At 73.7% G+C, this 21,944-nt stretch carries 25 protein-coding genes; 16 read left to right on the forward strand and 9 right to left on the reverse strand.

Annotation, left to right across the window (positions count from 1 at the left end; all coding sequences use genetic code 11):
- Positions 1 to 3: 3 nt before the first annotated feature.
- The 5 genes from GA0074696_RS07830 to rsrA all read left to right on the forward strand — a co-directional run bounded on the left by GA0074696_RS07830 (position 4) and on the right by rsrA (position 3,525).
- Positions 4 to 702 carry an SOS response-associated peptidase gene (locus GA0074696_RS07830; protein ID WP_088960469.1) on the forward strand — a complete coding sequence of 233 codons (699 nt, stop codon included), beginning with the start codon at positions 4 to 6 and terminating at the stop codon, positions 700 to 702.
- A 200-nt stretch (positions 703 to 902) separates the two neighbouring features.
- Positions 903 to 1,295 (forward strand): WhiB family transcriptional regulator, encoded by a 393-nt coding sequence (locus GA0074696_RS07835; RefSeq protein WP_088960470.1) that lies wholly within the window; start codon positions 903 to 905, stop codon positions 1,293 to 1,295.
- 116 nt (positions 1,296 to 1,411) lie between these two features.
- A complete protein-coding gene (locus tag GA0074696_RS07840) occupies positions 1,412 to 2,026 on the forward strand; it encodes an alpha/beta hydrolase family protein (protein ID WP_088964423.1) in 615 nt (204 codons plus the stop codon).
- A 391-nt stretch (positions 2,027 to 2,417) separates the two neighbouring features.
- Positions 2,418 to 3,236: a sigma-70 family RNA polymerase sigma factor gene (locus GA0074696_RS07845; protein ID WP_088960471.1), complete on the forward strand. Its 819-nt coding sequence runs from the start codon at positions 2,418 to 2,420 to the stop codon at positions 3,234 to 3,236.
- 1 nt (position 3,237) lies between these two features.
- A complete protein-coding gene (gene rsrA / locus GA0074696_RS07850) occupies positions 3,238 to 3,525 on the forward strand; it encodes a mycothiol system anti-sigma-R factor (protein WP_088960472.1) in 288 nt (95 codons plus the stop codon).
- Between the two features lie 112 nt (positions 3,526 to 3,637).
- On the opposite strand, the gene GA0074696_RS32535 is transcribed toward rsrA, so the two are convergent.
- Positions 3,638 to 3,712 (reverse strand): 50S ribosomal protein bL37, encoded by a 75-nt coding sequence (locus tag GA0074696_RS32535; RefSeq protein ID WP_407940601.1) that lies wholly within the window; start codon positions 3,710 to 3,712, stop codon positions 3,638 to 3,640.
- A 248-nt stretch (positions 3,713 to 3,960) separates the two neighbouring features.
- On the opposite strand from GA0074696_RS32535, the gene GA0074696_RS07855 reads away from it, so the two are divergent.
- Positions 3,961 to 4,176, forward strand: coding sequence for a biotin/lipoyl-binding carrier protein (locus tag GA0074696_RS07855; RefSeq protein WP_088960473.1), 216 nt, complete (start codon positions 3,961 to 3,963; stop codon positions 4,174 to 4,176).
- Positions 4,173 to 4,685 carry a GNAT family N-acetyltransferase gene (locus tag GA0074696_RS07860; protein WP_088960474.1) on the forward strand — a complete coding sequence of 171 codons (513 nt, stop codon included), beginning with the start codon at positions 4,173 to 4,175 and terminating at the stop codon, positions 4,683 to 4,685. Before GA0074696_RS07855 ends, GA0074696_RS07860 begins: the two co-directional genes overlap by 4 nt.
- Here the strand turns inward: GA0074696_RS07860 and GA0074696_RS07865 are convergent.
- On the reverse strand, positions 4,676 to 5,269 hold the full coding sequence (locus GA0074696_RS07865; RefSeq protein WP_172894556.1) for a TetR/AcrR family transcriptional regulator: 594 nt from the start codon (positions 5,267 to 5,269) through the stop codon (positions 4,676 to 4,678). The genes GA0074696_RS07860 and GA0074696_RS07865 overlap by 10 nt on opposite strands.
- A gap of 106 nt (positions 5,270 to 5,375) precedes the next feature.
- Between GA0074696_RS07865 and GA0074696_RS07870 the strand changes: the two genes are divergently transcribed.
- Positions 5,376 to 6,965: an MDR family MFS transporter gene (locus tag GA0074696_RS07870; RefSeq protein WP_088960475.1), complete on the forward strand. Its 1,590-nt coding sequence runs from the start codon at positions 5,376 to 5,378 to the stop codon at positions 6,963 to 6,965.
- A gap of 79 nt (positions 6,966 to 7,044) precedes the next feature.
- Here GA0074696_RS07870 and GA0074696_RS07875 read toward each other — a convergent pair whose 3' ends face one another.
- A complete protein-coding gene (locus tag GA0074696_RS07875; RefSeq protein WP_231925299.1) occupies positions 7,045 to 8,880 on the reverse strand; it encodes a tetratricopeptide repeat protein in 1,836 nt (611 codons plus the stop codon).
- Between the two features lie 183 nt (positions 8,881 to 9,063).
- Here GA0074696_RS07875 and GA0074696_RS07880 point away from each other — a divergent pair, with 183 nt between their 5' ends.
- Positions 9,064 to 10,095 carry an SIS domain-containing protein gene (locus GA0074696_RS07880; RefSeq protein WP_088960477.1) on the forward strand — a complete coding sequence of 344 codons (1,032 nt, stop codon included), beginning with the start codon at positions 9,064 to 9,066 and terminating at the stop codon, positions 10,093 to 10,095.
- Between the two features lie 25 nt (positions 10,096 to 10,120).
- Positions 10,121 to 11,656, forward strand: coding sequence for a PAS domain-containing sensor histidine kinase (locus GA0074696_RS07885; RefSeq protein ID WP_088960478.1), 1,536 nt, complete (start codon positions 10,121 to 10,123; stop codon positions 11,654 to 11,656).
- Here the strand turns inward: GA0074696_RS07885 and GA0074696_RS07890 are convergent.
- Entirely contained in the window at positions 11,653 to 13,215 is a 1,563-nt protein-coding gene (locus GA0074696_RS07890) for a glycosyltransferase family 39 protein (protein ID WP_088960479.1), read from the reverse strand. The two genes, GA0074696_RS07885 and GA0074696_RS07890, sit on opposite strands and share 4 nt — an antisense overlap.
- Before the next feature lie 1,093 nt (positions 13,216 to 14,308).
- Here GA0074696_RS07890 and GA0074696_RS07895 point away from each other — a divergent pair.
- The 4 genes from GA0074696_RS07895 to GA0074696_RS07905 all read left to right on the forward strand — a co-directional run bounded on the left by GA0074696_RS07895 (position 14,309) and on the right by GA0074696_RS07905 (position 17,785).
- Entirely contained in the window at positions 14,309 to 16,021 is a 1,713-nt protein-coding gene (locus tag GA0074696_RS07895; RefSeq protein WP_088960480.1) for a nitrite/sulfite reductase, read from the forward strand.
- Positions 16,018 to 16,179, forward strand: coding sequence for a hypothetical protein (locus GA0074696_RS31135; RefSeq protein ID WP_170285433.1), 162 nt, complete (start codon positions 16,018 to 16,020; stop codon positions 16,177 to 16,179). Before GA0074696_RS07895 ends, GA0074696_RS31135 begins: the two co-directional genes overlap by 4 nt.
- Positions 16,176 to 16,937, forward strand: a complete 762-nt coding sequence (locus GA0074696_RS07900) for a phosphoadenylyl-sulfate reductase (RefSeq protein WP_088960481.1) — start codon at positions 16,176 to 16,178, stop codon at positions 16,935 to 16,937. The genes GA0074696_RS31135 and GA0074696_RS07900 overlap by 4 nt, the downstream gene beginning before the upstream one ends.
- 89 nt (positions 16,938 to 17,026) lie before the next feature.
- On the forward strand, positions 17,027 to 17,785 hold the full coding sequence (locus tag GA0074696_RS07905) for a sirohydrochlorin chelatase (protein ID WP_088964425.1): 759 nt from the start codon (positions 17,027 to 17,029) through the stop codon (positions 17,783 to 17,785).
- Between the two features lie 127 nt (positions 17,786 to 17,912).
- On the opposite strand, the gene GA0074696_RS07910 is transcribed toward GA0074696_RS07905, so the two are convergent.
- Both GA0074696_RS07910 and GA0074696_RS07915 read right to left on the reverse strand, forming a co-directional pair.
- Positions 17,913 to 18,170 carry a WhiB family transcriptional regulator gene (locus GA0074696_RS07910; protein ID WP_088960482.1) on the reverse strand — a complete coding sequence of 86 codons (258 nt, stop codon included), beginning with the start codon at positions 18,168 to 18,170 and terminating at the stop codon, positions 17,913 to 17,915.
- 441 nt (positions 18,171 to 18,611) lie between these two features.
- The gene (locus tag GA0074696_RS07915; protein ID WP_088960483.1) at positions 18,612 to 19,562 is read right to left on the reverse strand and encodes a diacylglycerol/lipid kinase family protein; all 951 of its coding nucleotides are present in this window, start codon (positions 19,560 to 19,562) and stop codon (positions 18,612 to 18,614) included.
- 43 nt (positions 19,563 to 19,605) lie between these two features.
- Here GA0074696_RS07915 and GA0074696_RS07920 point away from each other — a divergent pair, with 43 nt between their 5' ends.
- Positions 19,606 to 19,995 carry a hypothetical protein gene (locus GA0074696_RS07920; RefSeq protein ID WP_088960484.1) on the forward strand — a complete coding sequence of 130 codons (390 nt, stop codon included), beginning with the start codon at positions 19,606 to 19,608 and terminating at the stop codon, positions 19,993 to 19,995.
- A 43-nt stretch (positions 19,996 to 20,038) separates the two neighbouring features.
- On the opposite strand, the gene GA0074696_RS07925 is transcribed toward GA0074696_RS07920, so the two are convergent.
- From GA0074696_RS07925 to sodN, 3 genes are read right to left on the reverse strand one after another with little or no spacing between them, the layout of a single operon-like run.
- Positions 20,039 to 20,446 (reverse strand): ATP-binding protein, encoded by a 408-nt coding sequence (locus tag GA0074696_RS07925; RefSeq protein ID WP_088960485.1) that lies wholly within the window; start codon positions 20,444 to 20,446, stop codon positions 20,039 to 20,041.
- 32 nt (positions 20,447 to 20,478) lie between these two features.
- Positions 20,479 to 21,057: a GNAT family N-acetyltransferase gene (locus GA0074696_RS07930; protein WP_407940562.1), complete on the reverse strand. Its 579-nt coding sequence runs from the start codon at positions 21,055 to 21,057 to the stop codon at positions 20,479 to 20,481.
- Positions 21,054 to 21,458, reverse strand: a complete 405-nt coding sequence (sodN, locus tag GA0074696_RS07935; RefSeq protein WP_088960486.1) for a superoxide dismutase, Ni — start codon at positions 21,456 to 21,458, stop codon at positions 21,054 to 21,056. Before sodN ends, GA0074696_RS07930 begins: the two co-directional genes overlap by 4 nt.
- 84 nt (positions 21,459 to 21,542) lie before the next feature.
- On the opposite strand from sodN, the gene GA0074696_RS07940 reads away from it, so the two are divergent.
- Positions 21,543 to 21,893: a S26 family signal peptidase gene (locus GA0074696_RS07940; RefSeq protein WP_231925300.1), complete on the forward strand. Its 351-nt coding sequence runs from the start codon at positions 21,543 to 21,545 to the stop codon at positions 21,891 to 21,893.
- Positions 21,894 to 21,944: the final 51 nt, after the last annotated feature.

A 21,944-nucleotide genomic window follows, 5' to 3' on the forward strand; every position in this document is an offset into this window, starting at 1 on the left:
GCCATGTGCGGGAGGTACGCCACGACCCGGAGCGCCGGTGACCTGAGCGCGCTGTTCGAGTCGTACGACGACACCGACGGCCGGCTCGCGCCCGACCACAACGTCGCGCCGACCGACCCGGTGCCGGTCGTGCGGATGGCCGCCGAGGCCGGCCGGGTGCTCTCGGCGGGGCGCTGGGGCCTGGTGCCGCACTGGTCCCGCTCGGCGGCCGGCGCCGCCCGCATGATCAACGCCCGGGTCGAGACGGTCGCCACCAGCCGGGCGTACGCCGACCCGTTCGCCCGCCGGCGCTGCCTGGTCCCCGCCGACGGCTGGTACGAGTGGGTGCGCCGCCCCGCCGGCGGCAAGCAGCCCTACTACATGACCCCCCGCGACGGCTCGGTGCTGGCGTTCGCCGGCATCTGGTCACGCTGGGAGTCGCTGCTCACCTTCAGCGTGCTCACCACCGCCGCGGTGGGGGAGTTGGCCGAGGTGCACGACCGGATGCCGCTGCTGCTGCCCGCCGACCGCTGGGCGGCGTGGCTCGGGCCGGCCGACGACCCGGCCACGCTGCTCGCCCCGCCGCCGGTCGACTGGCTCGCCGGTCTGGAGATCCGCCCGGTGGGTCCGGCGGTGGGCGACGTGCGCAACGACGGGCCGGGGTTGATCGAGCGGGTGTCGCTGCCCGAGGAGCGCGTCGAGGGGGAAATGACGCTTTTCTGAACGCGATTCGCGACATTGTCGCGTACGAATTGCCAGAGTTCCGGGTGAAATTTCGCTCGGATCTTCAGTCATCTTTGTGCACAGCCTCTTGTCTCCGCCTCCACGGGTGCGATAGAACACAGCGCCGGCACTGGGAGCGTCTTCGCGCGGTGCGAACGATGCCCGTCGATCTTGCCGGTCCCACGGGGGAGGTGGGTGTGATGACCCGGGCGCGTATGCCCCGACCGCACGAGGTGGCCGCCGCACGACGAGATCCGCGACTGTTGCGGGCGTTGCGCGAACGCCGCCAGGACGACGCCTGGCGGACCAGAGGGACCTGCCAGAGCGTCGATCCGGAGACGTTCTTTCCGGCGCCGAACGAACCGGCCGACGCCGCCGTCGCGCTCTGCCGCAGTTGCGACGTGCAGGGCTCGTGCCTGGCCTGGGCCCTGGAGGTCGGCGACTGCCACGGTGTCTGGGGTGGCACCACGCCGCGCGAGCGGCGGGCCATGCTGGTCGCCTGGCGCAGCGAGGTGCAGCCGGATCCGGACGCCGCGGACGACGCCGGCCCGCCGGTGCGCGACCGCCTGCTCACGCTGGTGCCGCTGAGCTGAACCGGCACCCGCCCGCCACGGCACCGCTCGTCGACTGAGCCGGCCGGGACCACCCATTGGGCGTCCCGGCCGGTCTGGTCGCCGAGCCGGGCGACCGGGCGGCGCAGAATGGGCCGGTGCCGCACCGCGACGAGATCGACACTCCACGGGGCCCGGCCCGGGTCGAGAGCGACCTGCCGGCCGGCCCGCCGGTCGCCCTGCTCGTGCTCGGGCACGGGGCGGGCGGCGACGTGGACGCCCCCGACCTGCTCGCGGTCCGGGAGGCGGCCGTCGGCGCGGGGGTGGCGGTGGCGCGGGTGACCCAGCCGTACCGGGTGGCCGGGCGGCGGGCGCCGGCACCGGCCGGGCACCTTGACGAGGCGTGGACGGCGGTGGTCGCCGGGCTGCGTGCCCGGCACCGGGACGGGCCGCTGCTGGTCGGCGGGCGTTCCAGCGGTGCCCGGGTGGCCTGCCGTACGGCGGTGGCCGTGGGTGCGGCCGGGGTGGTCGCGCTGGCCTTCCCGCTGCACCCGCCGGGTCGGCCGGAGCGGTCCCGCGCGGCCGAGCTGCTGACCGGGCTGCCCACCCTGGTGGTCAACGGCGACCGCGATCCCTTCGGCGTCCCCGACGCCGCCGCCTCGGTCCGCGTGGTCGTCCGCCCCGGTGAGCGTCACGACCTGCGCAAGGACCCGGCCGCCGTGGCCACGGCCGTGCTCGCCTGGCTCCGCGAGCGGGGCTGGGCGCTGCCCTGAGCCACGGCGGGTAGCCGGCCACCGTCCGGTGAGCTGCCGGGGGCGGGATGCGGCTACGAGCGTGATACCTCAGAGGTATCAAGATGCCTCTGGGGTATCAGGCTGATGACGGTGTCTTCCCCAGGGCCACGCGCCGGCGGCGAGGGCGGAACGGCTGCGTCGTAGCCGCCCGTACCCCCGGCGAGCGTGACCGGCGCGGCGCAGGGTCGTTGCATCGGATGGCGCCGGCCGCCCGATTTGGGCGAACGGCACCGTCCTCCCAGGCCCTTCCTGGTCCCAGCGTCGGTCTCCGCCGAGGCCGGGACCAGGAACGGGGGCGGCCGGCGGAATGTCCGGACCTGACCGGGCGTTACCACCACCGGAGCGACACATCTGGCGAGGGGGGTGACCGGTGCCGACCGAGACACGGAGCCGGGAACGGGACGATCGGGAAGCACGGCAGCTCCGGCAGCTGCTGGGCGGACCGGACTGGCCCGCGACGGTGGGCGGCACGGCGGTGGTGAGAGCGGGCACACCCGGCGGAACCGAATCTGCCGGCAGGTCCGTACGCGTATCCTCGGCGGGGAAGCATCCGACGCGAGGGGATGTGCGGTTGACCACCGAGAAGACGGACGAGCGCAGGGCCCGCTTCGAGCGGGACGCGATGCCCTTCGTCGACCAGCTCTACGCTGCCGGGTTGCGGATGACACGCAACCCCGCGGATGCCGAGGACCTGGTCCAGGAGACCTACCTGAAGGCGTACGCCGCCTTCCACCAGTTCGAGCAGGGCACGAACCTGAAGGCCTGGCTCTACCGGATCCTGACCAACACCTACATCAACACCTACCGCAAGCGGCAGCGCCAGCCCATCCAGGCGCCCACCGAAGAGATCACCGACTGGCAGCTCGCCGAGGCCGAGTCGCACACCTCCAGCGGCCTGCGCTCGGCCGAGACCGAGGCGCTGGACCGGCTGCCGGACAGCGACGTCAAGGAGGCCCTCCAGCAGCTGCCGGAGGAGTTCCGCCTGGCGGTCTACCTGACCGACGTCGAGGGGTTCGCCTACAAGGAGGTCGCCGACATCATGGGCACGCCGATCGGCACCGTGATGTCCCGCCTGCACCGGGGTCGACGTAATCTGCGCAAGCTGCTCGAGCGCTACGCCGCGGAGCGCGGTTTCAGCTCCGCGCAGTCCTCGAAGGGCTCGACCGCCGCTGCCGGCCGGGAGGTGTGACGTGAGCTGTGGAGAGCCGCACGAGACGGACTGCCGTGAGGTACTCGCTGAGGTCTACCTCTACCTGGACCTGGAGTGCGGGGAGGAACGGCGCACGCTGATCCGCCACCACCTCGACGAGTGCGGGCCCTGCCTGCGCGAGTACGGCATCGAGCAGGAGGTGAAGGCGCTCGTCGCCCGCTGCTGCGGCAACGAGACCGCCCCCGACCAGCTGCGCGAGCGGCTGCGGATCCGGCTGACCGAGCTGGTGGTCTTCGAGACGACCGAGTCGCGCGAACTGGCCGACTGAACGTACGTGGAACACGACGGTGGCCCGGGTCGATTCGACCCGGGCCACCGGTCTGTCCGGCCCCGGTGGGCCGGCGGTGCTGACCGCGACGGCGGGGTCCCGCCGTGCGAGATCAGGAGTTGGGGCGCTTGCCGTGATTCGCGGCGTTCTTCCTACGGGCCTTCTTCCTACGGGACTTCTTCGCCATGTCGACCTCCTCGTGATGGGCGGATCCCTGCTGCGGCGACTCTCGGCGCCGGTGCACGCACCGGTCCTCCCGGCGCCAGGGTCCGACCCGCTGATGCTAGTGCGGCCGGCACCCGCCATCGTCCGCCGGGGCGGCCGGAGCGCGCGGCGTTTCCGGTCGTGGACGTGGCGCCGCCCGCTCCCCGCCCATCGCGTGCCGCCGCATGATTGGATACGTCGGCAGGCAGTCGCGAGAGGGAGGGCCGGGAAATGGCCGAGGAGATCCGTGCCGAGATGGTGGCCAACGTCTGGAAGGTCGTCGCGTCGGCCGGGGACACCGTGTCCGAGGGGGACACGCTCGTGATCCTGGAGTCGATGAAGATGGAGATCCCCGTCGTCGCCGAGTCCGACGGCGTGGTCAAGCAGCTCGCCGTCAACGAGGGCGACGTCGTGCAGGACGGTGACCTGATCGCGGTGATCGGTTGACCGGCCTGCTGGTCCGCCCGGCGACCTCGGCCGACTTCGCCGCGATTGCCCGGCTGACGGTGGCCGCGTACGAGGCGGACGGGCAGCTCAAGGGCGAGCACGGGTACGCCGAGGTGCTCGCCGACGTGACGCACCGGGCGACCCACGGCGAGGTGCTGGTGGCGGTGGACGAGGCGACCGGCGAGGTGCTCGGCTCGGTGACGTTCGTGCTGCCCGGCAGTCCGTACGCCGAGCTCTCCGGTCCCGGCGAGGCGGAGTTCCGGATGCTCGCCGTGGACCCGGCGGCCCAGGGTCGGGGTGCCGGGGCGGCGCTGGCCCGGGCCTGCGTCGAGCGGGCCGCCGCGCTGGGCTGCACGGCGGTGGTGATCTGCGTACGCGGTGGGTTCGCCGCGCCGGCGCACCGGCTCTACGAGCGGATGGGCTTCGTCCGGCTTCGCGAGAAGGACTGGTCGCCGGTGCCCGGGGTGGACCTGCTGGGCCTGCGGCTGGAGCTGACCGGTCAGTCCTGAGCCGCGTCCGGCTCCGGCTCACCGATCCCGGCGAGCAGCTCGTCGGCGACCTCCAGCGCGATCTTCTTGCGCTCCTGGTCGGTGATGTGCGGGGTGCGTACGGCGAACCAGCTGCTGTGCACCGCGAAGAGGGTCAGGGCCGCGCGCAGCTGCGCGGCGGGTGAGTCGTCACCCTGGCACAGCTGGTCGGCGAGGCCCAACATCCGCTGGCGCATCTGCATGCCGGCGGAGAGGCTCTTCAGCACGGTCTGGTTCTGCTCGAAGAACCGCATCACCGAGGGCTGCTCGCTGGCGAACATCATGTCGGCGTACTTGTTCAGCAGCGCCCGCCGGGTGGCCCGGGTGGGCGGCTGCGACCGGGCCCACGCGATCAGCTCGTCGATCCGCTGCACGCGGTCCTCGACCAGGCTGTTGACGATCTCGTCCTTGCTCTTGAAGTGGTAGTACAGCGCCGCCTTGGTGACGTTGAGCCGCTCGGCGATCTCGCGCAGCGAGGTCCGCTCGTACCCCTGCTCGGTGAAGAGCTCCAGCGCGACGGCCTGGATACGCTCGCGCGTGCCGCCTGTGCTCTCCCTCACCTGCACCACCCAACTCGCTTGACGGTCTCTTGCTGTCCAACTTACCGTGCGGCTAGTAAGGTAACTAGCCGGGCGGCAAGTAAGTGCGTCACTTCTCCGGGGGAGCTTACCCATGAGTCAGGAAAGCCAGACGGCGGCGAGACCCAACGTCAGGGTCGTGTTGTTCGGCCTGATGATCGCGATGATGCTCGCGATGCTCGACAACATGATCGTCAGCACCGCGCTGCCGCGGATCGTCGGCGAGTTCGGCGGCGTCGACCACTTCACCTGGGTCGTCACCGCGTACGTCCTGGGCACGACGGTCTCCACCCCGATCTGGGGCAAGCTCGGCGACCTGTACGGGCGCAAGGCGGTCTTCCTGACCTCCGTGGTCATCTTCCTGATCGGCTCGGCGCTCTGCGGGATGGCCGGCTCGGACATGCTCGGCGGTCCCGCCGACGGCATGGTCGAGCTGATCGCGTTCCGCGCGGTGCAGGGCCTCGGCGCGGGTGGCCTGATGGTCGGCGTGATGGCGATCATCGGTGACCTGGTGCCGCCCCGTGAGCGCGGCCGCTACCAGGGCATGATCGCCGGCATCATGGCCATCGCCATGGTGGCCGGCCCGCTGGTCGGCGGCTTCATCACCGACAACCTCTCCTGGCGCTGGGCGTTCTACGTCAACCTGCCGCTGGGCGGGGTCGCGCTGCTGGTGCTGGCCACCACCATGCACCTGCCGAAGTACCGGACCGAGCACAAGATCGACTGGCTGGGTGCGGCCCTGCTCTCGGTCGGCATCACCGCGATCGTGCTGCTCACCACCTGGGGTGGCAACGAGTACGACTGGGTCTCCCCGCAGATCCTCGGCCTGGCGGTGCTCGCCGTGGTGGCGCTGGTCGCCTTCGGCCTCGTCGAGCGCCGGGTTCCCGAGCCCATCCTGCCGCTGGGGCTCTTCGCCAACCGCAACTTCGCGCTGATCTCGGTGATCGGCTTCCTGCTCGGCTTCGCGATGTTCGGCGCGATGAACTTCCTGCCGCTCTACCAGCAGACCGTGCAGGGCGCCTCGGCCACCAACAGCGGCCTGCTGCTGCTCCCGCTGATGTTCGGCATGCTGGTGGTCTCGCTGGTGGTCGGGCGGGCGATCACCAAGACCGGCCGGTACCGGATGTTCCCGATCGTCGGCGGCGTGGTGATGACCGCCGGCATGCTCCTGCTCAGCCGCCTCGACGTGGACACCGGCAAGGCCGAGTCCTCGCTCTACATGGTCGTGCTCGGCGTCGGCATGGGCTTCCTGATGCAGACCTCGATGCTGATCGCGCAGAACAGCGTCGAGCAGAAGGACCTCGGCGCGGCCAGCGGCGCGGCCACCTTCTTCCGCTCCATCGGCGGCTCGTTCGGCATCTCGCTCTTCGGCGCCATCTTCGCCAACCGGCTCGCCGACTCCGCCGCCGGCAGCGCGTTCAGCGGCGGCACCGGCGAGGGCGGGGGGATGGACCTGGCGAAGCTCAAGGACCTGCCGGCCCAGACGCGCGAGCTGGTGCTCGGCGGCCTCTCCGGCGCGATCTCCCACGTGTTCCTGTGGGCGGTGCTCTTCACCGTCGTGGTGCCGGTGCTCGCCTGGTTCATCAAGGAGGTCCCGCTGCGGTCGTCCAACGACGCCCCGCCGGCCGGGGCGACCCCGGAGGAGCAGGCCGAGACCGCGCTCGGCAAGGCCCCGGTGGCCTGACCCGCTCCGTCGCGGCCGCGTCGTCCCCTCCCCGGGGTACGACGCGGCCGCGCCGCTTTCCCACCCCGGTCGGACGGGGTCAGGGGCGGCGGCAGGCGCGGGCCAGGCGGGCGCGGAGGCGGGCCAGCAGCCCCGGGCGGCGCGACGGTGGCGCCGTCGCGGCGGCGACGATCTGTCCGGCGAGCGCGGTGGTCGCCTCGTCCAGCCCCGGGGTGGCCAGCGCCAGGTGGGCCAGCGAGGTGGCGATCGGCACCGGCCGGTCCCGGGCCACCTCCGCCGCGTCCGCGATCCGTTCGGCGACGACCCGGGCCACGTCGGGGCGTACCGCGGGGTCGACCCAGGCGGCGGTGACCAGGGCGAACAGTGCCGCCTCGGTGATCCAGTCCTCCACCCCCCAGACCAGCTCGACCAGCACCCGGCGCCGGGTCGAGTCCGCCCACGGCTCGTCGGTGCGGTGGTGCAGCAGGCCGAGGCAGGCCCAGACCTGCACGCACCGCACCCAGAGCGATGGGTCCTGCCCGGTCAGCACCCGCCCCAACGCGGTCGCGGGCGGCTCGGGCGGATGCACCAGCAGCCCCAGCAGGTCGCCCGGCTCCAGGGTGGCCAGCCCGACCGCGGCGTCGTACGCGGCCGGCGGGTGGGGCCAGGCGGGATGCGCCAGGTGGCGGACCCGGTCCGCCGCGTCGGCCGAGGGGACCGGCAGGGCGGGCGCCGCGGTGCTGCCGTCGTAGCGCCAGAGCTGGCAGGCGGTGGCCCGGCGGGGCTCCCGCGGATCCGGGTCGGCCACGCCGGTGACCTCGACGTCGAGGCCCGGCACGGCCGCCGCCACGGTACGCATCGCGCTCGGTGGCTCGACGGCGGCCAGCTGTACCGAGGCGCCGGGCGTGCCGTCGGCGGCCAGGGCGCGGCGGAGCGCGTCGACCATCGCGCCGGCCGCCGGGGTGACCTGCCCCAACCAGGGCCGGCCCCGGCAGCACTCGGCCAGGTCGCCGTGCTCGTGGCTGTCGTCGGGATGGTCCCGGACGAAGTCGGCGAGGGCGACCAGGTGCGCCACGTCCCCGTCGCGCAGGTAGCGCAGCCGGTGCCCGGTGTGCACGGCGCAGTCGAACGTGGGGTCGCGGGCCAGCGCCCGGTCGATCCACTCCAGCGCCGCGTCCAGCCGGCCGGTGTCGGCCAGGGTGCCGGCGATGTCCGCGTACACGGCGAGGTCGTCGGGGTCGTGGTCGACGGCCCGTTCCAGGGCGGCCAGGGCGTCCCGGGTGCGGCCCGCGCTGCGGTACGCGTACCCGAGCCACACCTCGCCGAGTTTGGTCGGCTCGGCGCGTACCCCCCGGCTGGCCCAGGTGACGGCGAGGGCGACCTCGCCGAGGCGCCGGGCCAGCGCGGACGCCGCGCCCAGCAGCAGCGCGTGGCGCGGATGCGCGGCGACCGCGTTGCGGGCCAGGGTGAGGTACGGCAGCAGCGGCGGCCGACCGGCCCGGGGCACCGGGTCGGGCACGGCGGCGCAGACCTGCATCAGGATCCGGGCGGCGCGTTCCGGGTCGAGCCGTCGCGCCAGTTCGGGGGCGCTCACCCAGGGCACGGCGGCCCAGTCGACCCCGGGTGCGTGCCCGGTGGCGGCGACCAGCAGGTCGAGCCCCTCGGCCGGTCGCCCGGCGGCGGCGAGCAGGTGGGCGCGGGCCACCACCGCGCCGACGAAGACCCGCTGGCCGAGCGGGAAGAGCTCCAGGTCCCCGCCGGAGGCCGCCGCGATGCGGGCCAGCGTCTCGTGCACCTCGGGCAGGGTCGGGGCCTGGACGATGGCGGCGGCGAGATGACCGGCGGCGTGCGGCAGGTCGCCCTCGTCGAGCGCCAGCCGGGCCAGCGCGAGCTCCTCCGCGGCGGACAGCACGGGTTCGTCAGGTCCCTCCGACACGTCGGCCTCTCGCTCGCAGTTCCAGGGCTGGGCAAGCCTAGGGGATGACACGCCGATCTGGTGATCCACTGCGCAGTTCTGCTCGTACGATTGCCCGGGCGCGAGCAACGGTGCAAGACTGAGCATGAAACGCGCGGCAATCGCGCAGTGGGAGGAGCTTCCGTGACGCGTCCAGGGGCCGGGATGGCCGCCGACATCGACGAGCAGCCGGCCGGTTACGCCCGGTTGCTCACCGCCGAGCACGCCGGGGCGATCGCCCGGGTCGCGGCGGTGATCGCGCAGCGGCGGCCCCGGCACGTGGTCTTCACCGCCCGGGGCACCTCCGACCACGCCGCGCTCTACGGGGCGTACCTGACCGAGATCCGGCTCGGTCTGCCGGCCGGGCTCGCCTCGCCGAGCGTGGTCACCCTCTACGGGGCCCGCCCCGACCTCTCCGACGCCCTGGTCGTCGGGGTCAGCCAGAGCGGCGGGTCGCCCGACCTCACCGAGGTGCTGCGCGCCGCCCGCGACGCCGGGGCGCTCACCCTGGCGGTCACCAACGCGCCCGGCTCGCCGCTGGCCGAGACCGCCGAGCTCTCCGTGGACATCGCCGCCGGGCACGAGCGGGCGGTCGCCGCGACCAAGACGTACACCGCCGAGCTGCTGGCCCTGTTGATGCTGGTCGAGGGCGTCCGGGCCGGCGACGGGGTGCTCCCCGCCGACGAGCGGGCCGCGCTGGACGCCCTGCCCGAACTGGCCGAGCGCACCCTGACCGACCCCACCCCGGCCCAGCTCGCGCCGCGCTACCGCTTCGCCGGCCAGCTCGTCACCACCGGCCGGGGGTACGCGTACCCGACCGCGCGGGAGGCCGCGCTGAAGCTGATGGAGACCTCCTACCTGCCCGCGCTCGCCTTCTCCGGCGCGGACCTGCTGCACGGCCCGCTGGCGATGACCGACCCGGACGTGCCGGTGCTGGCCGTGGTCGGCTCCGGCCCGGGCGGCCGGTCGATGGAGGAGGTGCTGCCCCGGCTCGGCGAGCGCCGCGCCGACGTGGTGGTGGTCGGCTCCGCCGAGGTCGAGGGGGCCACCCGGATGGCCGTGCCCGAGGTCGACGAGCGGTACGCCCCGCTGCTGGACATCCTGCCCCTGCAACGGCTGGCGCTGTCGCTGGCGCTGGCCCGGGGCGAGGACCCGGACGCCCCGCGCGGGCTGAAGAAGGTCACCGCGACGAGGTGAGGTCCGGCGTGGCACGCTGTGTCTCGTGTCCACGCTGCGCGACCTCGCCGAGGAGCACACCCAGCTCCGGCCGGCCGACATCGACCACCTGCACCGGATCGCGGGGGACTGGCAGCTGCTGTCCGACCTCTCCTTCGCCGACCTGCTGCTCTGGGTGCCGGTGGACGGCGACGGGACGTTCCTCTGCGTCGCCCAGGTCCGCCCGACGACCGCCCCCACCGCGTACCTCGACGACCAGGTGGGGCGGATCGTCGGCGGGCCGGAGGTGGCGCACCTGGAGGTCGCCTACCGGCAGGGTCGGATCTGGCGGGAGGGCGACCCGGTCTGGTACGGCGACGTGCCCGCCCGGCACGAGGCGATCCCGGTCCGGCTGCGCACCGCCGACGGCGAGTCCGGTGAGGTGGTCGCCGTGGTGGGCCGGGACACCAACCTCTCCACCGCCCGGACGCCCAGCCAGCTGGAGCTGAACTACCTCACCACCGCCGACGACCTGGCCCAGATGACCGCCGACGGCACCTTCCCGCCGCCCCGGCACCCGGGCGAGACCACCTCGGCGCCCCGGGTCGGCGACGGCCTGGTCCGGCTGGACGCCAACGGCAAGGTCACCTACGCCAGCCCGAACGCGCAGTCGGCGTACCGGCGGCTGGGCTACGCCTCCCACCTGGTCGGGGAGGACCTGGCCAAGCTGCACCGGCGGCTGGCCAGCGACCCGCTGGAGGGGACCGACGCGGCCAACGGCGTACTCGCCGCGCTGCGTGGCGAGGCCCCGCCCCGGCGGGAGATCGACGCCCGGGGCGCCACCATGCTCACCCGGTCGCTGCCGCTGATGCCGGCCGGCGTGCCGATCGGCGCGCTGGTGCTGGTCCGCGACATCACCGAGGTACGCCGCCGCGACCGGGCGCTGATCACCAAGGACGCCACCATCCGGGAGATCCACCACCGGGTGAAGAACAACCTGCAGACCGTCGCCGCGCTGCTGCGCCTGCAGGCCCGCCGGGTGTCCATGCCGGAGGCCCGGGTGGCGCTGGAGGAGTCGGTACGCCGGGTCGCCTCGATCGCCCTCGTCCACGAGACGCTCTCCATGTCCAGCGACGAGGCGGTCGAGTTCGACGGGATCGTCGACCGGGTGGCGAGCGCGGCCACCGAGGTCGCGGCGACCGAGGTGAGCGTCGGCATGCGCCGCAAGGGCAGCTTCGGCGTCCTGCCCGCCGAGATCGCCACCTCGCTGGTGATGGTCCTCAACGAGTTGCTGCTCAACGCCGTCGAGCACGGCTTCCCGCCGGTCGGTGAGGACGGCGCCGCCGGCCCGGAGGGCGGCGCCGCGCCGCAGGTGGTGGTCACCGCGCACCGGTTCCGCAAGCAGTTGCACGTCTCGGTCGCCGACAACGGGCGCGGCCTGCCGGCCGAGTTCGACGCCGAGCGCGGTGGCAAGCTGGGCCTGCAGATCGTCCGGGCGCTCGTCACCGGGGAGCTGCGCGGCAGCATCGAGCTGCGCCCCGGCGCGGCCGGCGGCACCGAGGCGGTGCTGGTCGTGCCGCTGGCGCGCGGGGAGCGCGGCTAGCCGCGGGCGGTGAGCAGGGCGACGGTGACGCCGGGCCGCTGCCACACCTGACCGACGGTGAAGCCCGCCCGCAGCGCGTCCCCCTTGGCGCCGGGCACCGCCGCCACCGGATCGGGTCCCCGGCCGGCGACCACCAGCCACACCCGCCGTACCCCGGCCAGGCACTCGGCCGGCCGGGCGCACTCGGTGGCCCAGAGATCCGCGCGCTGCCGCTGGTCGCGGACCACCAGCACGTCGCGCGGCCTGGCGTCCAAGTGGTACGCCAGCCCGAGGTCGAGGAAGAGCCAGCCGTCCCGGGGGTGAACGACGACCGCGTCGCCGGGCTGCTGGCCGGCCGCGATGATCCGCGCCGCACCCCGGTAGTCGACCGTCGCGCTGCGCGGCCAGCCGTGCGTCTGCCGCAGCGCCGCCTGGTCGGGCAGGCCGAGCAGCCCGGCGAGCACCACGACCGCGAGCGCCCCCGACACCGACGCCCACGCTGCCGGCACCGACGCCCCTGCTGCCGACGCCGACGCCGCTGAGCCGGCGGCCGCGGCCCGGGCGGACGCTCCCGGCCGGCGCTGCTCCGCTGCCGTCGGATCGGCAGTCGGTGCCCCGGCCAGCGCCGCCCCGGCGAGCACGCTCGCGAAGGGCACGGTGAAGACCAGGTAGCGGGGTACCCAGAGGGCCACCACCAGCGCGCCGACGAAGACCAGCAGCACCGGCAGGAGCAGGCAGAGCCCGGGTAGCAGCGCCCGGCGGCCCGCCCGGACCGCGCCGAGGGCGGCCAGCCCGACCAGCAGACCGCCCACCACCGAACTCTGCGCCACCCCGCCGGGCAGCGCCGCCAGGTCCGCCAGCCGCGCCGGTTCGACCCAGTCGAGCTGGCGGGAGCGCTGCCCCCGGGCGGTGAGCAGCAGCGGGGTGAGCAGGGCGAGCGCCGGCAGCACGGCGAGCACCCAGCGCACCGGCAACCGCCCGTCCCGATCGTGCACCGCCCCGTTCAGGACCACCGCGGCGTGCGCGGCCAGCAGGGTGAGCGCCAGCAGGTGGGTCAGGCCGAGCGCGGCGACGGCGGCCGCGTACCCGGCCCAGCGGGTCCACGTGGGCCGGCGCAGCGCCGCGACCAGCAGCAGGGTGGCCAGCACCGCGAAGAGGCTGGCCAACGCGTACGGGCGGGCCTCCTGTGCGTACCGGGAGGTGCCCGGAAGGACCGCGAAGAGCAGGCCGGCGAGCAGGCCGGCCCGCGTCCCCAGCAGCCACCTGCCGAGTACGGCGGTGAGCCCGGCCGCCCCCGCCATGGCCAGCGCCGAGGGCAGTCGCAGCGCCGTCGCCGAGTCCCCGAAGAGCCGGACCCAGCCGTGCATGAGCAGGTAGTACGGCCCGGTGGCGGCGTCCACGGTGTCGGTTAGCCGGAGCAGGTCGCCCAGCGGGCGGGTGGCGGCACTCCAGGTGGCCAGCTCGTCCCGCCAGGGCTGGGCGTGGCCGATGCGGTAGAGCCCGGCGATCAGCGTGGCCAGCAGGGGCGGCACCCAGACGAGCCGCGCCCACCCCTCCACCGCATGCCGCTTTCCGGACATACTGCCCACGAGCCGAGCGTCCCACACGGGCCGCGCTGCCACAGCGGGCTCGGGCGGCCGAGCTGCCCATCCCCACGAACAGGGCCAGCGCCTTACCGCTGTCCCGCGCACCTCGACCGGACGCCTGGTGCTGGCCTTGGGGAATTTGGCCGCACGCCCGGCGCTGGCCCTGGGAAGCGTGGCTGGATGCCGGCGTTGGCCCACGTAGCTTGATCGGACGCCTGGTGCTGGCTCTGGGCAGCGTGGCCGGAACCCCGGCGCTCACCCCTGGGCAGCTTGGCCGGACGCCCGGCGCTGGCCCTGGGAAGCGTGGCGGGATGCCTCGTGCGGGCCCTTTCGAGCTGATGTCGTAGACGATTCACCAGGGCGGCGAACAGCCTGCGCCGCTCTCCCTCCACCCCGACCGGCGCCGCTCGGTCGGTGCGATGACGTGACCGCAGGGGTCCGGCGGGGGCGGCTGAATCGTTCACGACATCAGCTCGAAAGGGCCTGCACAGGGCAGGTGGTGGCAGGGGCCTGAGCCGACCGCGGGCCGCCCGAGGGGAGTGCGGGAGGCCGTGTCGACCAACGGGGGCGTGCAGACCGCCGGGGCCTGAAGAACCACCGGGCCTGAAGAACCGTCGGGCGTGAAAACAACCGTCGGGCGTGAAGGAGCACCGGGCGTGAGGGAGCACCGGGCGTGAAGAAGCACCGGGCGTGAGGGAGCACCGGGCAGATGCCGGCCCTGCTCGGGCAACCCATTCGCGGAGGTCGAAGGGCCGGCCGAGGCGGTCGCAGCGTGGGGGCGGCGCCGGCGGGGGCGCGGCCCGTGATGTGGGATGGCGCACGCGCTCGTTGGCCGGCCACCCGGGGGTGTGGCAGCATGGCCGCATGACCGCCGCTGTCGTCCGCCGCTTCGTGGCCCGCCGCCACGTCGACTACGGCCGCGTGCGCAGCGCGATCTGTCCGGCCTACTGACGACGCCCGACCCATCCGTCTCGGGCGCGTACTGCGCGCCGGCCGTTCCGACACCGTTGTCCTCGGCCCGTCCCACGGGTCGGCCGCCGCGCCCGCGTATCCCACTGAGGCACAGCAGACAACGGAGGACGCCGCGATGGCGGTCAGCAGCACCCCGGCCCGCCCGGAGACCCCGGCGGCGCCCGCCGCCCGGGCAGCCCGTCGTCCGCGCGGCGAGGGGCAGTGGGCGCTCGGCCACCGCGAGCCGCTCAACGCCAACGAGCGGATCAAGAAGGACGACGACCCGCTGAACGTCCGGGCCCGGATCGAGAACATCTACGCCCACCGCGGCTTCGCCGCCATCGACCCGCAGGACCTGCGCGGCCGGTTCCGCTGGTGGGGCCTGTACACCCAGCGCAAGGCCGGCATCGACGGCGGGCGCACCGCCGTGCTGGAGCCGCACGAGCTCGAGGACGAGTTCTTCATGCTCCGGGTGCGGGTCGACGGCGGCCAGCTCAACCTGGCTCAGCTCCGGGTGATCGCCGACATCTCCCGCGAGTTCGCCCGGGACACCGCCGACATCACCGACCGACAGAACATCCAGTACCACTGGATCCGGGTCGAGGACATGCCGGAGATCTGGCGCCGGCTGGAGTCCGTCGGCCTGCAGACCACCGAGGCGTGCGGCGACTGCCCGCGCATCGTGCTCGGCAGCCCGGTCGCCGGGGTGGCCCGCGACGAGGTGCTCGACCCGACCCCGGCGATCGACGAGATCGTCCGCCGGTACGTCGGCGACAAGGCGTACTCGAACCTGCCGCGCAAGTTCAAGACGACGATCTCCTGGCTGGTCGACACCCCGTACGAGGCGAACGACGTCGCCTTCCTCGGGGTCGACCACCCGGAGCACGGCCCCGGCTTCGACGTCTGGGTCGGCGGCGGCCTCTCCACCAACCCGATGCTGGCCAAGCGGCTGGGCGTCTGGGTGCCGCTGAACGAGGTGCCGGACGTGTGGGCCGGGGTGGTCGGCATCTTCCGCGACTACGGGTACCGCCGGCTGCGCAACCGGGCCCGGCTGAAGTTCCTGGTGGCGGACTGGGGCCTGGAGAAGTTCCGCGAGGTGCTGGAGAAGGAGTACCTGGGCCGGACCCTGCTCGACGGCCCGGCCCCGCAGCTGCCCGACAGGCCGGTCGACCACATCGGCGTGCACCGCCAGCGCGACGGCCGCAACTACGTCGGGGCCGCCCCGGTGGTCGGGCGGGTCTCCGGCAGTCAGCTCGCCCAACTGGCCGACGCGGTCGAGGCGCACGGCAGCGACCGGGTACGGCTCACCCCGTACCAGAAGCTGCTGGTGCTCGACGTGCCGCCGGAGCGGACGGAGTCCCTGGTCGACGCGCTGCGCGGGATCGGCCTGGAGGCCCGGCCGTCGGCCTGGCGGCGCGGCACCATGGCCTGCACCGGCATCGAGTTCTGCAAGCTGGCCATCGTCGAGACCAAGCGGCGCGGCGAGGAGCTGGTGGCCCGGCTGGAGGAGCGGCTGCGCGACTTCGACGCCGACATCTCCATCCACCTCAACGGCTGCCCGAACGCCTGCGCCCGCACCCAGGTCGCCGACATCGGCCTCAAGGGGCAGCTGGTGGTGGGCCCGGACGGCCGGCAGGTGGAGGGCTTCCAGGTGCACCTCGGCGGCGGGCTGGGCATGGCCCAGGGGCAGACCGCCGGCTTCGGGCGCAAGCTGCGCGGCCTGAAGACCACCGCCGAGGAGCTTCCGGAGTACGTGGAACGACTGGCCCGCCGCTACCTGGCCGGCCGGAGCGAGGGCGAGACGTTCGCCAACTGGGTGATCAGGGTCGACGAGGAGGAGCTCCGATGAGTAGCGAAACCCGTTCCGCGCCGCTGTACTGCCCGTACTGCGGCGAGGAGGACCTGCGGCCGAACGAGGCCGGGCACGGCGCCTGGGAGTGCCACGCCTGCGCCCGCGTCTTCACGGTGCGGTTCACCGGCCTGCTCGCCAAGGTGGTGGCCCGATGAACCTGGTGTCCGCCGCGAACCTGGGCCTGGTCGGCGTCGGCGGCCCGAAGCCGGCCGAACCGGCCCGGCGTGATCCGGAGGAGCTGCGCGCGCTGGCCGAGCGGGCCGGCCGGGAGCTGGAGGGCGCCCCGGCGCTGGAGATCGCCCGCTGGGCCGCCGAGACCTTCGGCGACCGGTTCTGCGTGACCAGCTCGATGGCCGACGGAGTGCTGGCGCACCTGGTGTCCCGGGTCGCCCCCGGCGTGGACGTGGTCTTCCTCGACACCGGGCTGCACTTCCCGGAGACGCTGAAGGTGCGCGACGAGGTGGCCCGCCGGTTGCCGGTCAACGTCCGCTCGATCCGCCCCCGGCTCACCGTGGGCCAGCAGGACGGCGAGTACGGCCCCCGGCTGTTCAACCGCTCGCCCGACGACTGCTGCCAGCTGCGCAAGGTGGAGCCGCTGGAGCGGGCCCTGGCCGGGTACGACGCCTGGGCCGCCGGGCTGCGTCGGGACGAGTCGCCCACCAGGGCCAACACGCCGGTGGTGACCTTCGACGCCCGGCGCGGCAAGGTGAAGGTCAACCCGATCGCGGCCTGGACCCAGGCCGACGTGGACTCCTACATCTCCCGGTACGACATCCCGGTCAACGAGCTGTTCAGCCGCGGCTACGGCTCGATCGGCTGCTGGCCGTGCACGCGACGCACCAAGGCGGGCGAGGACCCGCGGGCCGGCCGTTGGGCCATGTTCGAGAAGACCGAGTGCGGCCTGCACGTCTGACCGGGCCGGTTCCCGGCGCGGGGCAGACCGCGCCGGGGGCCGGCGGACCGGCCGTGCCGGTCGACGACCATTCGGGGTCGGCGTGGGGGATCAGGCCCTGCCCGGCGCCGGGCGGCGGCAGCCCGCCGGTGGTGCTGGTGGCGCACGGCAGCCGGGATCCCCGGGCGGCGGAGGCGACCCGGGCGCTGGCCCGGGCGGTGGAGGCGGTCCGGCCCGGCACGGCCGTCCTGCCGAGCTGGCTGGACCACACCGCACCGGACCCGACGGCGGTGCTGCGCGGGCTGGCCGTGGCGGGGCACACCCGGGCGGTGCTGGTGCCGCTGCTGCTCACCGCCGCCTACCACCGGCGGGTGGACATCCCGGCGGCGGTCATGGCGGCCCGCGACACGGCGCCGGAGCTGGCGGTACGCGTCACCGACGTGCTCGGCCCCGCCGACGGCACGGTCGACGCCCGGCTGCTGGCCGGGCTGCGGCGGCGGTTGGCGGAGGCGGAGCCGGACGGCTTCGACGCCCTGGTGCTGGCGGCGGCGGGCACCCGGGACGCCCGGGCGCGCGGCTCGGTGGGTCGGGTCGCCGCGGCGCTCGCCGCCGAACTGCGGGTCCCCTGCACCGTCTCGTACGCCTCGGCGGCGCCGCCGACGACCGACGTGGCGGTGGCCCGGCTGCGCGCCGCCGGCGCCCGGCGGGTGGCCGTGGCGGCGTACTTCCTGGCGCCGGGGCTCTTCCACGACGGGGTGGTGACGGCGGCCGGCCGGGCCGGCGCGGTGGCGGTCAGCGGGCCGCTGACCGACGCGCCCGAGCTGGCCGAGCTGGTGCTGCGGCGGGTCGATGCGGTGCAGCGGTGGTGATCGGGTTCACCGGCCCGTCGATGATCGGACCGGGCGCCGTCCGGGTACCGGGGCAGCCGTGCGGCGTCCGGACAGCAGAACGCCCCGACCGGTGGAACCCGGCCGGGGCGTACGGCTGTGTGATCGGTCAGGCGGAGTGAGCGCGCAGCACCCGGATGCCGCCGCGGCGCTTCACCGCGCGGCGCTCCTCTTCGCTCATCCCGCCCCAGACGCCGGCGTCCTGACCGGACTCCAGCGCCCACTGGAGGCAGTGGTCGGTCACCGGGCAGCGCCGGCAGACGGCCTTGGCCTGCTCCACCTGCAGGAGGGCCGGACCGGACGTCCCGATCGGGAAGAACAGCTCCGGGTCCTCGTCGCGGCAGACGGCATCGTGGCGCCAGTCCATGGCGGCAACACTCCTCATTCTGGATGGGTGGCAGATAACGCTGGTGCTTTTCTTATATGCGTCCGCAGTGCCGGTCGTGACGGTTCGCGTCCGACTATTCGGCAGTGCGTGAGCAGGCTTGTGCAGTCCCGGGACCTGCTGGAACAGCTCAACCTGCCGAGCATATCCAGGCAATGTCCCGGTAACTCAAGTTCGCTTGTGAATACTTTCACGAACGGTGTCGATGTCAAGGGTGCCGCGAGGAAAAACTCCGCACGGTGAGCAAGCTCACGACCCTTTTGTCCGGATTTCAGGCGTCCCTGGTTACCCGGCGTACCACAGTCGAGGATCAATATAGTACAGTGCGCGTGACATTGCTGACATTTCCGGCACCACCCCTCGTTGTGGCGGCCACCGCGTCGTGCGGTGTAACGACCGTCGACCTAGGGCGTTACCCGAGACCTAGCAGATTACTCTCAGTGCGTCGGGAACGGATGTGAATCTGACTTTCTCCCGTTCGCCTAGGTAGTCGCCGTCGAGCTGGAACGCCTGCGGGCGAACGCTGATCAGCGTGAACTCGGGCACGTCGTGCAGCCGGAGCACCTGCTTGCCGCGCGGATCGGGGTGCCGGGACAGGAACTGCGTCACGGTGCGTGTGGAGCTGGCCACCCGGAGCTGACGCAGCGCCATCACGTCCAGCCCCAGGTCGAACGAGGCCTCCGGATTTGGATTGATCTCCCGCTCGCCCAGGTACGTCCACGGGGCGCAGTTCTGGATTATCACCGTCGCCAGCTCGGCCTCGGCCGCCTCACCGGGGCGCTCCAAGGTGATCGCCGGGTGTCGCCGGTCGGAGTCCAGGAAGTACTGGCTGAGCGTGGAGCGGAAGTAGAGCGCCGGGGTGGAGACGCGACCGCGCTTGCGGGCCTGTTCCACCCGGTGGATCACCGCCGCGTCCACCCCGAAGCCGGCGCAGAAGGTGAAGTAGCGGTCGTCCGCCCGGCCCAGCCCGATCGTGCGCGAGCGGCCCAGCCGCAGCCCTTCGAGGATCATGCTGGTGCCCTCCGGCCACTCCCGGGGCAGCCCAAGGGCGCGGGCGAAGACGTTGGTCGAACCGCCCGGCACGGTGGCCAGCGCCGGCAGTCGCTCGGCGGGCGTGGCGCCGCGGCGGGTGGCCGGCGGCGCGGCCGCCATCAGGCCGTTCACCACCTCGTTGACCGTCCCGTCGCCACCCAGCGTGACGACGACGTCGACCCCTTCGGCGACCGCCTCCCGGGCGATGTCCATCGCGTGACCCCGTCGCCGGGTGTACCGCACCGACAGGTCTACTTCGCTGCGCAGGGCCCGGACCAGGACGTCCCGGCTGCGCTCGCTGGTGGTGGTGGCCTTCGGATTGACCACCAGGACGGCCCGCATGGGCGGCACTGTACCCCGATCCGTCACGGGTATCGTGGCGCGCGTGACCATCGACTCCGGCCCGGTGCCCGACACGCTGCGCTGGGCGGTACGGCTGCTGCGCGGCGAGGCGGTCGCGCTGGCGCTGCTGGCCGCCTGGCTGATCTGGGCCGACCTGACCGCTACCAAGGTCGATCTGGTGTCGGCACTCTTCGTGACCGGGTTCGCGTTCGCCGGCGCCGCCGCCCTCTGGGCTCTCGGCGCGGCGCTGGCCCGTCGCCGGGCCGGTGCCCGGGCGCCGGCGATGGTGCTTCAGCTGATGCTGCTGCCGGTCGGCTGGTTCATGATCTCCGGCGGGCTGGGGTGGCTCGGCGTACCGCTGATGGTTCTCGGGGTCGGTGTCTGCGGGCTGCTGGTCAGCCGGCCCACGACGCGCGCCCTGGGCTTTCAGTGACCGCCGCGGGCGACTCGGCGGGTGGCCGGCGCCGCCCGGCGGCTCAGTAGCCGGAGGAGCGGCGGGTCAGCAGCGAGATGGTGGCCCGGCCGTCGGCCGCGTCCGCGAAGGCGGCGGTGGTCAACGCGGTGAGCACCTTCCAGGCGAACGAGGACTCCGACGGCAGCGTGGCGCCCCGCACGGTCGGCACGGTCACCTCGACGGTGAGCGCGTCCTCGGTGACCGTGAAGCGGCACTCCAGCTCGGCGTCGCGGGTGGCGATGGCGAGCAGCATGGCGCAGGCCTCGTCGACCGCGATGCGCAGATCCTCGATCTCGTCGAGGGCGAACTGGAGGCGGGCCGCGAGTCCCGCCGTGGCGGTGCGCAGCACGCCGAGATAGCCGCCGTCGGCGGGCACCGTGAGGTGCACGACGTCGTCGTCGGTCGTCGGCTGGCCGGTCAGTTGAGTCACGCCTCATCCCCCCGGTCGGGGACTCTACCCCCTCAGACGACCGGCCGGGCGGGGGCCGAGGTCGACTGGGCGGCGAGCCCGTGCAGCGCCGGCCCGCTGAGCCGGTACGGCACCCACTCGTCGAGCTGCCCCGCGCCGATGGAGGCGTAGAAGCGGGCCGCCGGATTCCAGTTGATCATCCACCACTCCAGCCGCTCGTAGCCCCGCTCCACACAGATCGCGGCGAGCGTGGCGAGCAGCAGCCGGCCGGCGCCGGTGCCCCGGTGCTCGGGGCGGACGTACAGGTCCTCCAGGTAGACGCCGTGCACGCCGGCCCAGGTGGAGAAGTTGAGGAACCAGAGCGCGAACCCGACCGGCTCGTCCCGGTCGTCCACCGCGACGTGCCCGAACAATGCCGGTGCGGGGCTACGACTACTCCAGCTCGGCGCGTCTGACGCCGCGCCGCGACCTGGAGCAGTCGCGAAGAGGGCGGCGGTGAGCTGTTCCGGGGTGAGCCGACACTGGTCGGCGGCGCGCTCGTAGTCGGCGAGTTCGTGCACCATCGCGACGACGGCCGGCACGTCCGCGGGACGCGCCGGCCGGATCGTCGGTGCCGGGGAGGCCGGCGTCACGCCTTCTTGGTCTCCCAGAAGATCTTCGAGATCTCGTCGATCTTCTGCAGCAGCTCGTCGGCCTTGCTCGGGTCGGTCGCGCCCTTGGCGCCGGCCGCACCGGCCATCTTGGTGGCCTCGTTGAAGAGCTGGTGCAGGTGCGGGTACTTCTCAAAGTGGGCCGGCTTGAAGTAGTCGGTCCACAGCACCCAGAGGTGGTGCTTGACCAGCTCGGCGCGCTGCTCCTTGATGATGATGGCCCGGGTGCGGAACTCCGGGTCGGTGTTCGCCTGGTACTTCTCGCAGATCATTTTGACCGACTCGGCCTCGATCCGGGCCTGCGCCGGGTCGTAGACGCCGCACGGCAGGTCGCAGTGGGCGCTGGCGGTCAGACGGGGCGTAAGGATGCGGGGAAGTCGCATCTGGGTCCTCCACGGGATGTTTGCGATGATCCAAGCCGACATTACTCCTGGGGACGTCCCCGGCAGGGGTGGAGGGGAAACCTGGTGACGGTCGACGGTGCAGACCGGCCGGCGCGGCTGCGCCGGTGGCTCACGGCCGTCGGCGTGACCGGCCCGTCCATGGCGCCCACGCTGCGGCACGGGGACGCCGTACTGGTCCGGCGGGGCGGCCGGCCGGTCCGGGCGGGCGACGTCGTGGTCGCGGTCTTCCGGACCCGGCCGGAGCTGCTGGTGGTCAAGCGCGCGGTCCGTCGGCAGGACGGCGGCTGGTGGGTACGCGGCGACAACGAACTCGTCGCCGACGACTCCCGGGCGTACGGGGTGGCCGACGTGCTCGGGCGGGTGGTGTGCCGCTACTGGCCCCGCCCGGGCCGGGTGCCACGCCACCCGTTATGACCCTGCTCACATCGGCGCGCCCCTGGCGTGACTATGCTCGGAAAGTGCCCG

This window comes from Micromonospora purpureochromogenes, assembly GCF_900091515.1.
In the GTDB taxonomy this organism is placed as follows: Bacteria; Actinomycetota; Actinomycetes; order Mycobacteriales; family Micromonosporaceae; genus Micromonospora; species Micromonospora purpureochromogenes.

Coding starts and splice junctions, on each gene's coding strand:
- GA0074696_RS07830 (WP_088960469.1), top strand. CDS start 4: ATGTGCGGGAGGTACGCCACGACCCGGAGCGCCGGTGACCTGAGCGCG.
- GA0074696_RS07835 (WP_088960470.1), top strand. CDS start 903: ATGACCCGGGCGCGTATGCCCCGACCGCACGAGGTGGCCGCCGCACGA.
- GA0074696_RS07855 (WP_088960473.1), top strand. CDS start 3,961: ATGGCCGAGGAGATCCGTGCCGAGATGGTGGCCAACGTCTGGAAGGTC.
- GA0074696_RS07870 (WP_088960475.1), top strand. CDS start 5,376: ATGAGTCAGGAAAGCCAGACGGCGGCGAGACCCAACGTCAGGGTCGTG.
- GA0074696_RS07880 (WP_088960477.1), top strand. CDS start 9,064: ATGGCCGCCGACATCGACGAGCAGCCGGCCGGTTACGCCCGGTTGCTC.
- GA0074696_RS07890 (WP_088960479.1), bottom strand. CDS start 13,215: ATGTCCGGAAAGCGGCATGCGGTGGAGGGGTGGGCGCGGCTCGTCTGG.
- GA0074696_RS07895 (WP_088960480.1), top strand. CDS start 14,309: ATGGCGGTCAGCAGCACCCCGGCCCGCCCGGAGACCCCGGCGGCGCCC.
- GA0074696_RS31135 (WP_170285433.1), top strand. CDS start 16,018: ATGAGTAGCGAAACCCGTTCCGCGCCGCTGTACTGCCCGTACTGCGGC.
- GA0074696_RS07900 (WP_088960481.1), top strand. CDS start 16,176: ATGAACCTGGTGTCCGCCGCGAACCTGGGCCTGGTCGGCGTCGGCGGC.
- GA0074696_RS07910 (WP_088960482.1), bottom strand. CDS start 18,170: ATGGACTGGCGCCACGATGCCGTCTGCCGCGACGAGGACCCGGAGCTG.
- GA0074696_RS07915 (WP_088960483.1), bottom strand. CDS start 19,562: ATGCGGGCCGTCCTGGTGGTCAATCCGAAGGCCACCACCACCAGCGAG.
- sodN (WP_088960486.1), bottom strand. CDS start 21,458: ATGCGACTTCCCCGCATCCTTACGCCCCGTCTGACCGCCAGCGCCCAC.